At 73.1% G+C, this 2,877-nt stretch carries 4 protein-coding genes; all 4 read left to right on the forward strand.

Annotated features, from left to right (window positions below; genetic code table 11):
* A partial coding sequence (locus CCN42_RS23710) for a TraR/DksA family transcriptional regulator (RefSeq protein ID WP_245877438.1) occupies positions 1-831 on the forward strand: 831 nt, incomplete at its 5' end.
* 74 nt (positions 832-905) lie between these two features.
* Positions 906-1,526 carry a signal peptidase II gene (lspA, locus tag CCN42_RS23715; RefSeq protein ID WP_086738635.1) on the forward strand — a complete coding sequence of 207 codons (621 nt, stop codon included), beginning with the start codon at positions 906-908 and terminating at the stop codon, positions 1,524-1,526.
* Positions 1,527-1,570: 44 nt separating this feature from the next.
* Positions 1,571-2,515, forward strand: a complete 945-nt coding sequence (locus tag CCN42_RS23720) for an RluA family pseudouridine synthase (protein ID WP_086171053.1) — start codon at positions 1,571-1,573, stop codon at positions 2,513-2,515.
* On the forward strand, positions 2,512-2,877 hold a 366-nt coding region (locus tag CCN42_RS23725), incomplete at its 3' end, for a GNAT family N-acetyltransferase (RefSeq protein ID WP_086738637.1). The genes CCN42_RS23720 and CCN42_RS23725, both read left to right, overlap by 4 nt.

Raw genomic sequence — 2,877 nt, forward strand, 5'->3', positions numbered from 1 at the left:
AAGAAGTCCGTAGCGAAGAAGGCCCCGGCGAGCAAGGCGGCGGCCAGGCAGGCCCCGGCGAAGAAGGCGGCGGCCAAGCAGGTCCACGCGGAGCCGGCGCCGGCCGTCGGAGCCGCGGCCGGGGAGGCGGCGACCGGTAGCGCGGCGGCCGCCGGGCCGGTGGCAGGGAAGGCGGGGATCAGGAAGGTGGCAGCCGACGGGACGGCCGTGGCGGGCGGACGCAGTGCCGGGCGGGAAGGGGCGGCGGAGGGTCCTGCCGAGGGTGGAGCGGAGGGTCCTGCCGTGGGCGGGGCCGAGAGCACGGTGAAGAAGGCGGGCGCGGCCGAGGCCGCGGAGCAGACGGGAGCCACGACAGTGGTTGCGAAGAAGACTTCTGGCACGGCCCCGGCGGCCCAGACCGCCGTTCCCAAGGCGCGCGTCGCCGCGGCGGAGCCCGGCGAGCTGGCGGTACGCCCCGGTGAGGACCCCTGGACCCCCCAGGAGGTCGAGGAGGCCCGCGCGGAGCTGTCGAGCGAGCTGGACCGGCTGAGCACGGAGATCGCCTCCTCGGAGGCCTCCCTGGCCGGTCTGATGCGGGAATCCGGGGACGGCGCGGGGGACGACGAGGCGGACACGGGGGCCAAGAACATCACACGCGAGCACGAACTGGCCCTGGCCGCGAACGCGCGCGAGATGCTGATCCAGACCGAGCGCGCCCTGCAGCGCCTGGACGCGGGCACGTACGGCCTGTGCGAGAACTGCGGCAACCCGATCGGCAAGGCGAGGATGCAGGCCTTCCCGCGCGCGACGCTCTGCGTGGAGTGCAAGCAGAAGCAGGAGCGCCGGTACTGAACGCCGGTACTGATCGGTGCGGAAGGCGTGCCGTACCCTCGTCCTCAGTCAGGCACCTAGGTTGAGGGACTCACGTGGCAGAGGCGGAGCGCATCATCGGTACGCCGGACGATTCGGACGCGGCCCGGGCCGAGGAGCCGGAGCGGCCCGTCGGCGACGAAAGCGGCGAGAGCGGCGCCGAGTCCGGGGCCGCTCCCGCGCGGCCCCGCGGCAGGCGGCGGATCGCCGTGCTCTTCGCGGTCGCCGCCTTCGCCTACGTGCTCGACCTGGTCAGCAAGATGATCGTGGTCGAGAAGCTGGAGCACCAGGAGCCGATCGAGGTCATCGGCGACTGGCTGCGGTTCGAGGCGATCCGCAACGCGGGCGCGGCCTTCGGCTTCGGCGAGGCCTTCACCGTGATCTTCACGGTGATCGCGGCGGCCGTGATCGTGGTGATCGCCCGCCTCGCCCGCAAGCTGTACAGCCTGCCCTGGGCGATCGCGCTCGGCCTGCTGCTCGGCGGCGCGCTCGGCAACCTCACGGACCGCATCTTCCGCTCGCCGGGCGTCTTCCAGGGCGCGGTGGTGGACTTCATCGCGCCCAAGCACTTCGCCGTCTTCAACCTGGCCGACTCGGCGATCGTGTGCGGCGGAATCCTCATCGTGCTGCTGTCCTTCAAGGGCCTGGACCCGGACGGGACCGTCCACAAGGACTGAGCACCGCGTACGGATGTGCCGGGCCGGTCCGGCATACTCGACGGGTGAGCACGATTCCCGAGATCCGTACCCTGCCCGTGCCCGACGGCCTGGAGGGCGAGCGCGTCGACGCCGCCATCTCCCGCATGTTCGGCTTCTCCCGTACGAAGGCCGCGGAGCTGGCCGCGGCGGGCAAGGTGCTGGTCGACGGCACGGTGGTCGGCAAGTCCGAGCGGGTGCACGGCGGCGCCTGGCTGGAGGTCGAGATGCCGCAGGCCGCCGCGCCGGTCCAGGTGGTGGCCGAGCCGGTCGAGGGCATGGAGATCGTGCACGACGACGATGACGTGGTCGTCATCGTGAAGCCGGTCGGCGTCGCCGCCCACCCGAGCCCCGGCTGGACCGGACCGACCGTCATCGGCGGGCTGGCCGCCGCGGGGTACCGGATCTCGACGTCCGGCGCCGCCGAGCGCCAGGGCATCGTGCACCGCCTGGACGTCGGCACGTCGGGCCTGATGGTCGTGGCGAAGTCGGAGTACGCGTACACGTCGCTGAAGCGCCAGTTCAAGGAGCGCACGGTCGACAAGCGGTACCACACGCTCGTGCAGGGCCACCCGGACCCGACCAGCGGCACCATCGACGCGCCGATCGGCCGCCACCCGAACCACGACTACAAGTGGGCGGTCACCGCCGAGGGCAAGCCCTCCGTCACCCACTACGACCTGATCGAGGCGTTCCGCGCGGCGTCCCTGCTCGATGTGAAGCTGGAGACCGGCCGCACCCACCAGATCCGCGTCCACATGGCCGCGCACCGGCACCCCTGCGTCGGCGACCTGACCTACGGAGCCGACCCGACGCTCGCCAAGCGGCTGCGCCTGACCCGGCAGTGGCTGCACGCCGTCCGGCTGGGCTTCGAGCATCCGGGCAGCGGCGAGTGGGCCGAGTTCGCCTGCGACTACCCCGAGGACCTCCAGCTGGCGCTGGACCAGGTCCGCGAGGAGACCTACGGATGACCTCACCCGCCCGGCCCGCCCCGCCGTCGTACGTCGTCCGGACCGCCGAGGAGCGCGCCGACCGAGAGGCGTGCTTCGCGGTGCGCAAGCAGGTCTTCGTCGCCGAGCAGGGCGTACCGGAGGACATCGAGTACGACGCGTACGACGCCGGTGCGCTGCATGTGCTCGCCGTGCGGGCGGACGGCGTGCCGCTGGGCACCGGGCGGCTGCTGTACGGCGAGGCGGCCGCGGAGCGGACCGGTGATGATCCGACGGTGGGCGCCCTGGGACGGCTGGCGGTCGTCCGGGAGGCGCGCGGGCTCGGCGTCGGAGTGGCGCTGGTCCGGGCGATCGAGGACGCGGCCCGCGCGCGCGGGCTCGCG

It is taken from the genome of Streptomyces glaucescens, from assembly GCF_002154375.1.
Taxonomy (GTDB): Bacteria; Actinomycetota; Actinomycetes; order Streptomycetales; family Streptomycetaceae; genus Streptomyces; species Streptomyces glaucescens.